Here is a 6,562-nt window from a genome sequence, read left to right on the forward strand (position 1 = left end):
GGCTCCGGTGGGGTCGGCACCCCGGGCTCCGGCCCGGGAGCTACGCCCTCCGGCGGCTCCGGCTCCGGTGTGAGTGCAGGGAGCGGCTCCGGCGGGTCCGTTGGTTCCGGCGGAAGCGGCCAGCCGGCCGCAGACTCCGGCCGGCGTCCCTCCGGACGCGAGCGCGAGATCGAGCTTGAGGAGGCGATTCGCAATGCCCGCGAGCGCCGCGGTGCCGGCGGCCAGTCGGGAGTGGTGATCACCAACTCCGGTTCGGGAAGTTCTGGCTCTTCGGGCGGCAGCCCAACCTCGGGCGGTTCCGGCGCAGCTTCGCAGGGTTCTTCGCCCGCTTCCGGGCGGCAACGGGTCCCAGAGCCACGCCGCCAGTTGCCTCCGAGCATCACCAACGACTCCCCGACCGCGGGTTCGGGTTCGAGCGGCAGTGCGAGCTCCGGCGGGAGCGGTGGCAGCAGCTCCGGCTCGGACGCAACTTCTCCGGCGGCTGATCCTGCTCCCACCTCGGGTGGCGGAAGGTCCCCGGAGCCGCGCCGCGAACCTCGGCGTGAGAACTTCATGCCGAGTTCCGGCTCCTCGGGCTCAGCTGCCTCCAGCACCGGTTCCTCGAGTTCTGGATCATCCAGTTCGAGCTCCGGCGGTAGCGGCAGCGCCAGCGGAAGCTCCGGCCACAGCAGCTCCCCTTCCGGCTCCGGCTCCAGCAGTGGGCACAGTTCCAGCGGAAGTTCTGGAAGCAGCTCAGGCGGCAGCCACGCCAGCAGCGGAAGTTCTTCGGCAGGCGGCCACAGCTCGAGCAGCGGGCGCAGCTCCAGTTCCAGCAGCCCCAAGAGCTCTACCAGCACTACCCCGAAATAGGCGGCTTCCTCTCTAAAGGCAACGGGCGACCTTCATCGGTCGCCCGTTCTTTTCGCGAGTACGTGGCGCGGGCGCCTCGCCCGCGGCCTTGCATCTTGCGTTATTCCCGTGTCTCTAGCTCACCACCACTCCCGCATACCCCACCACGGCGCTGCGGTCGCCGGAAATGTCGCCCGAGGTCGCGTACTTCACCAGCTCCGCCGACTTCGCTCCCAGCCTCCCGGCCGCCGAAAGCATGGCCACCGCCGGCCCGAAGCCGCACATGCTGATGTCCTCCGCCACCACTACGTCGTACAGCCCGCGCGCATCCATCGCCAGCAGCCTCTCGATGGCCTTCCCGTCCTTGACGCGGGTGATGGCGTCGGACTCGTAGTGGTTCATGTCGCTCGAAGCGATGATCAGCGTCTGCTCCTTCTGCGCCTCGAGGACGGTTGCGATGGCCTCGCCCAGCGACGCCAGCACCTCGTAGTTCGCCGTCCCCAGCGCGATGGGGACGAAGCTGAACTCGGGCTGGAGTGCCTGCAGGAAGGGAAGCTGGACTTCGAGCGCGTGCTCGCTGCGATGTGCCGCCGCATCTTCCGTCAGCCAGCTGTAGCTGCGCATCAGCTCTTCGGCCAGCGCCTGGTCGATTCTGGCTTCGCCCAGCGGCGTGCGCCACGTTCCTGCGCTCATGATGGCCAGCGGCTCGCCCATCCCGGTGTGGTTGGGACACAGGATGACGTAGCGCCGCGGCAGCTTCAGCCGCGCGTACACTGCTCCCGCCACGTGCCCGGAGTACATGTAGCCGGCGTGCGGGACCACGCAGCCCAGCGCGCTGACCTTCTCTCCGCCGGCCGCAACGTAGGACTTCACGTCGCGCAGCAGCACTGCCGGATCGCCGGGGTAGAAGCGACCCGCCACCGCCGGATGCCGCACCATGCTGCTCACCGCTCACCGCCTTCTATCCCCGATTGTCTCGCCGCCGTGATGAAAAGGCCAGCCGCAGCGCCGGCGTCTCGCCGGCTGTGGCGCAGGCGTCCACGCCCGCGTCACGCGGTCAGACTCCGGAAGACCTCCGCCGCCTTCTCCAGCCCCACCGCCTCCGCCCGCACGTCCGCTCGCAGCCCGGCAGCCGCGAGTGCCGCCCGCACCGCCGCCTCGCCATAGCGCGATTTCAGATTGTTTGCCAACGTCTTCCGCTTCTGCCCGAAGGAGAACTTCAGGAACTCGATGAACCCATCCGCGGGCCCACCCGGATTCTGGGAAATCGGCGTCAGCCGCACCGCGGTTGAGTGCACCTTGGGCGGCGGCGAGAACGCTCCCGGAGGCAGCGTGAACAACTTCTCCACGCGCGCGTGCAATTGCGTCACCGCCGAGAGCAGGCCATAGTCGCGGCTGCCGGGCCGCGCTGCCATGCGCTCGGCCACCTCCCGCTGCACCAGCAGCACGATGAAGTCGATGCTCTCCCAGAAGCGGTACAGGCGCTCCAGGATGGGCGAGGTGATGTAGTAGGGCAGATTGCCGACCACGCGCGCCTTCCGCTCGCGGCCTATCAGCGCTGCCAGGTCGACCTGGAGCACGTCGCCTTCGACGATCTCAACGTTGCTCCGCGCGTCATACTTCATCCGCAACTGCGCGCTCAGGATACGGTCCAGCTCGACCGCGATCAGCCGCTGGGCGCGCCCCGCCAGCAAATCGGTCAGCGCGCCGCGCCCCGGTCCGATCTCGACCACCGTAGCCTGGCTCACGTCGCCCAGTGCTGCGACGATGCGCTCTGCCGCCCCGGGGTCGGTGAGCAGGTTCTGCCCCAGCCGCGGGCGCTTGCGGCTCGCTCTTCGATTGACCCTTGGCGCTTCCGACATTAGACTCAGGCTTCCTCTACCGCCCGTCCCGGGAGGTTCCGATGCACATCACCTTTGCGGCATCCGAGTGCGTTCCGTTCTCCAAGACCGGAGGCCTCGCCGACGTGGTGGGCGCGCTGCCCTCCGCCCTGGCCGCCCTCGGCCACCAGGTCACCGTCTTCCTGCCGCGCTACAAGCAGACCAAGCTCACCAAGTCGGAAACCGTCGTCCGCTCGCTCACCATCCCCTTTGACGACCAGTACCGCTTCTGCTCGGTGCTGGACGGTGGCTCGCTCTCCGGCGTGCGATTCTACTTCATCGAGTACCCACACTTCTTCGAGCGCGACACCCTCTACGGCACCCCCAGCGGCGATTTTCCCGACAACGCCGAGCGCTTCGCCCTCTACTCCCGCGCCGTACTCGAGGCCTCGAAGATCCTGGGCGTCCCCGACGTCTTCCACTGCCACGACTGGCAGTCCGCGCTCATTCCCATACTCCTGCGCTCCATGTATTCCGAGGACCCGGTCTTCCGCGGCGTCCCTTCGGTCTTCACCATCCACAACATGGGATACCAGGGCCTGTTCGCCCCGGACACCTTACCTCTGCTGCTGCTGCCCTGGGACCTGTTCACCATCGACAAGCTAGAATTCTACGGCCAGGTGAACTTCCTCAAGGGAGCACTGGTCTTTTCCGACTTCATCACCACGGTCAGCAAGAAGTACAGCCAGGAGATCCAGACCACCGAATACGGCTTCGGGCTGGAGGGCGTGCTGCGCGCCCGCGCTGCCACCGTCACTGGCATCTTGAACGGCGTGGACTACGAGCAGTGGAGCCCGGAGAAGGACAAGTTCCTCATCACCCGCTACTCCCCGGCCGACCTCACGGGCAAAGCCGTCTGCAAGAAGGATCTGCTCACGGAGTTCGGCATCGCCGGCGCCGACCCCGCGCTGCCCGTCATCGGCATCGTCTCCCGCTTTGCCGCGCAGAAGGGCTTCGACCTCATCTCCCAGATCGCTGACCGCCTGGCGCGCGAGGAGCTCATCATCGTCGCCCTGGGCAACGGCGATAAAGAGTACGAAGACCTCTTCCGCCGCCTCAACAAGCAGTTCCCGCAGAAGATCGCGGTCAAGGTCGCCTACGACAACGCCATCGCCCACAAGATCGAGGCCGGCGCCGACATGTTCCTCATGCCCTCGCGCTACGAACCCTGCGGCCTCAACCAGATCTACAGCCTGAAGTACGGGACCGTGCCCGTGGTGCGCGCCACCGGCGGCCTCGACGACACCATCGAGCATTGGGACGCCAAGAGCGGCAAGGGTACCGGCTTCAAGTTCACCGAATATAACGGCGAGGCCCTGCTCGCTACCCTGCGCGCCGCCCTGGCCGCCTACCAGGACAAGTCTTCCTGGCAGACGCTCATGCGCAACGGCATGGCCAAGGACTTCTCCTGGACTGCGAGCGCCAAAGAGTACGTCCGCGTCTACGAGAAAGCCCGGCAGTTGCGCGCGTCGTAGCGCCGCCCCAAATCACGCCTTCGCCCGCCGCGCTTTGAAGAAGTAAAACACCGGCACGCCCGCCAAGATCAGCAGCACCCCCGCCGCCGAGTTCCGCAGGTCGGCGGTAAAGGTGTAATAGAGCAGCACCGCCGAGGCGGCCACGAACAGCGCCGGCACTACCGGATATCCCCAGGTTTTGAACGGCCGCGGCGCGTCCGGCTCTCTAACGCGGAAAACGAACACCGTGCTGGCCGCGATCATGTAGAAGAGCCACTCGGCGAAGATGGTCAGCGAGAACAGTTCGCGGAACGAGCCCGCGAACAGCAACAGCAGCACCGCCATCCCCGCCTGCACCACGATGGCCGTCGAGGGCGTATGAAACTTGGGATGCGCCTCCGCCAGCGCGGAGAAGAAGTAGCCGTCGCGGGCCACGGCGAAGGGCACGCGCGCCCCACTCATAGCCGTCCCGTTCAGGGTGACGAGCATGGAAAGCGCCATCCCGGCCGAGACCGCCATCGCTCCCCAGGCTCCCACCGCCAGCCTCGTCGCCTCCACCGCCGGGCGCTCCGAACCGGCGATGCCCGCCGCCGGCATCATGTACGCGACCGCCGCGTTGTTCAGGATGTAGAGCCCCGCGATCACCGCCATTCCAAGGATCAGCGCGATGGGGATGCTGCGCTCCGGCCGCCGCACCTCGCCCGCCACCATGTTGAGGTCGTTCCAGCCGTCGTAGGCCCAGAGCGCCGCCACCAGCGCCATCATGAAGCCGGCCATCCCGCCCTTGGCGCCGGCGAAGGCCGTACCGAAGTTCGCCCACGAGCCCGCGCTCGAAGTGAACGCCACCACCACGATGCCCGCGATCATGGCCACCTTCAGCACCGTAAACACCACCTGGAAGTTGCCCGCCTTGCGCACCCCCAGGTAATTCAGCAGCGAAATGAACAACGTCGCGCCGATCGCAACCAGCTGCCCGTAGCTCACCACCATCGGCCGGATCATCACCGGCTCGGAGAGAAAACTTAGCTGCGGGAAGGTTCCCAGCACGCGCACCATCCCGATGGTGATGGTGGCGATGGAGCCGGGCTTGGCGATGAGGAACCACGTCCAGGAGTAGAGGAAGCCGAGCAGAGGCCCGTAGGCGTCGCGGATGTAGACGTACTCGCCGCTGGTCTGCGGCTTCATCGCGCCCAGCTCGGCGTAGGTGAGCGCGCCGAAGAAGGAAAGTAGCCCACCTACGATCCAGACCAGGAGGGCCAGCTTGGCCGTGCCCACCGCCTGCATCATCTCCGCCGGGACCAGGAAGATGCCGCTGCCGATGGCCGTGCCCACCACCAGCGCGGTAGCGTGGCTCGGGCCCAGGTCGCGCACCAGATCGGTGGGGTGTTTGGACCTCTCAGGCATTGACCGCGTCACTCCTCGGCGCTTCTTTGGAGGCCAGACTTACAAGATATCCCACCGCGAACGTCACCAGCGTGCCCAGCGTGACGAACCACGTCCAGGCGATGCGGAAGCCCAGCCAGGACTCCAGGTGCGCCGCTCCCAGCCACAAGTAGAGGTTCAGGGCCAGACCACAGGCCATGCCAACCATCGCGCCATTCTCGGTGGCGCGGCGCGTCAGCACTCCCAGCAGGAAGACGCCCAGCAGACCCCCGTAGGCGACGGAAGCGATGGTCAGCCCCACCTCGACCACGCGCCCTCCGCGGCGCGAGAGCAGCGCCAATGCGAACAGCGCTAGTGCCCACCCGATCGTCGCCGCGCGCGACATCCACACCCGCTGGCTCTCGCTGGCTTGCGGCTTGCGGCGCAGGTAGAAGTCCACGATGGAGGTGGCGGAAAGGGAATTGAGCGCCGCGCTCAGGTTCGACATGGCCGCCGCCAGGATCGCGGCGATCAGCAGCCCGGCGATCCCCACCGGCATTTGGGTGACGATGAACGTGGGAAAGATGCGGTCGGAGGAGGCGAACGCCTGCGCCGGCGGCTGCATCCGGTAGAAGACGAAGAGCGCCGTTCCCACCAGCAGGAAGAGCGTGAACTGGAACAGGATCACCAGGCCGCTCGACAACAGCGCCACGCTGGCCTGCCGCTGGCTGCGCGCCGCCAAGAGGCGCTGCACCATCAATTGGTCGGTGCCGTGGCTGGCGGTGGTCAGGAAGGTCCCGCCGATCAATCCCGCCCAGAAGGAGTACGGCATATTGAGCGCCGTGGAGAAATTGAACACGTGCAGCTTCCCCGCGGCGCCGGCGGCTGTTTGGATCGCCGGCCATCCTCCGGGGACCAGATGCAGGATGGTCACCAGTCCCACGATGGTCCCGCCGACGTAGATGGCCATCTGCACTACGTCGGTCCAAATGACGGCGCGCATCCCGCCCTCGAAGGTATAGACCAGGGTCAGCAGGG

Annotated in this window: 6 protein-coding genes; 1 reads left to right on the plus strand and 5 read right to left on the minus strand. The window is 66.9% G+C overall.

From position 1 onward, the window contains the following. From VGQ94_11095 to rsmA, 3 genes are all read right to left on the minus strand, one after another. The coding region (locus tag VGQ94_11095; GenBank protein HEV2023055.1) for a hypothetical protein at positions 1-836 on the minus strand (836 nt) is incomplete at its 3' end. Positions 837-963: 127 nt separating this feature from the next. After that, complete coding sequence (gene amrB, locus VGQ94_11100) at positions 964-1,767, minus strand: AmmeMemoRadiSam system protein B (protein HEV2023056.1); 804 nt, start codon at positions 1,765-1,767, stop codon at positions 964-966. Between the two features lie 110 nt (positions 1,768-1,877). Further along, positions 1,878-2,690, minus strand: coding sequence for a 16S rRNA (adenine(1518)-N(6)/adenine(1519)-N(6))-dimethyltransferase RsmA (rsmA, locus tag VGQ94_11105; protein ID HEV2023057.1), 813 nt, complete (start codon positions 2,688-2,690; stop codon positions 1,878-1,880). A gap of 41 nt (positions 2,691-2,731) precedes the next feature. Here rsmA and glgA point away from each other — a divergent pair, with 41 nt between their 5' ends. Next, positions 2,732-4,183, plus strand: a complete 1,452-nt coding sequence (glgA, locus tag VGQ94_11110) for a glycogen synthase GlgA (GenBank protein HEV2023058.1) — start codon at positions 2,732-2,734, stop codon at positions 4,181-4,183. A gap of 12 nt (positions 4,184-4,195) precedes the next feature. On the opposite strand, the gene VGQ94_11115 is transcribed toward glgA, so the two are convergent. Both VGQ94_11115 and VGQ94_11120 read right to left on the minus strand, forming a co-directional pair. Next, positions 4,196-5,566, minus strand: coding sequence for an amino acid permease (locus VGQ94_11115; protein ID HEV2023059.1), 1,371 nt, complete (start codon positions 5,564-5,566; stop codon positions 4,196-4,198). After that, the coding region (locus VGQ94_11120) for a hypothetical protein (protein ID HEV2023060.1) at positions 5,559-6,562 on the minus strand (1,004 nt) is incomplete at its 5' end. The genes VGQ94_11115 and VGQ94_11120, both read right to left, overlap by 8 nt.

This window comes from Terriglobales bacterium (assembly GCA_035937135.1).
Taxonomy (GTDB): Bacteria; Acidobacteriota; Terriglobia; order Terriglobales; family Acidobacteriaceae; genus DASYVL01.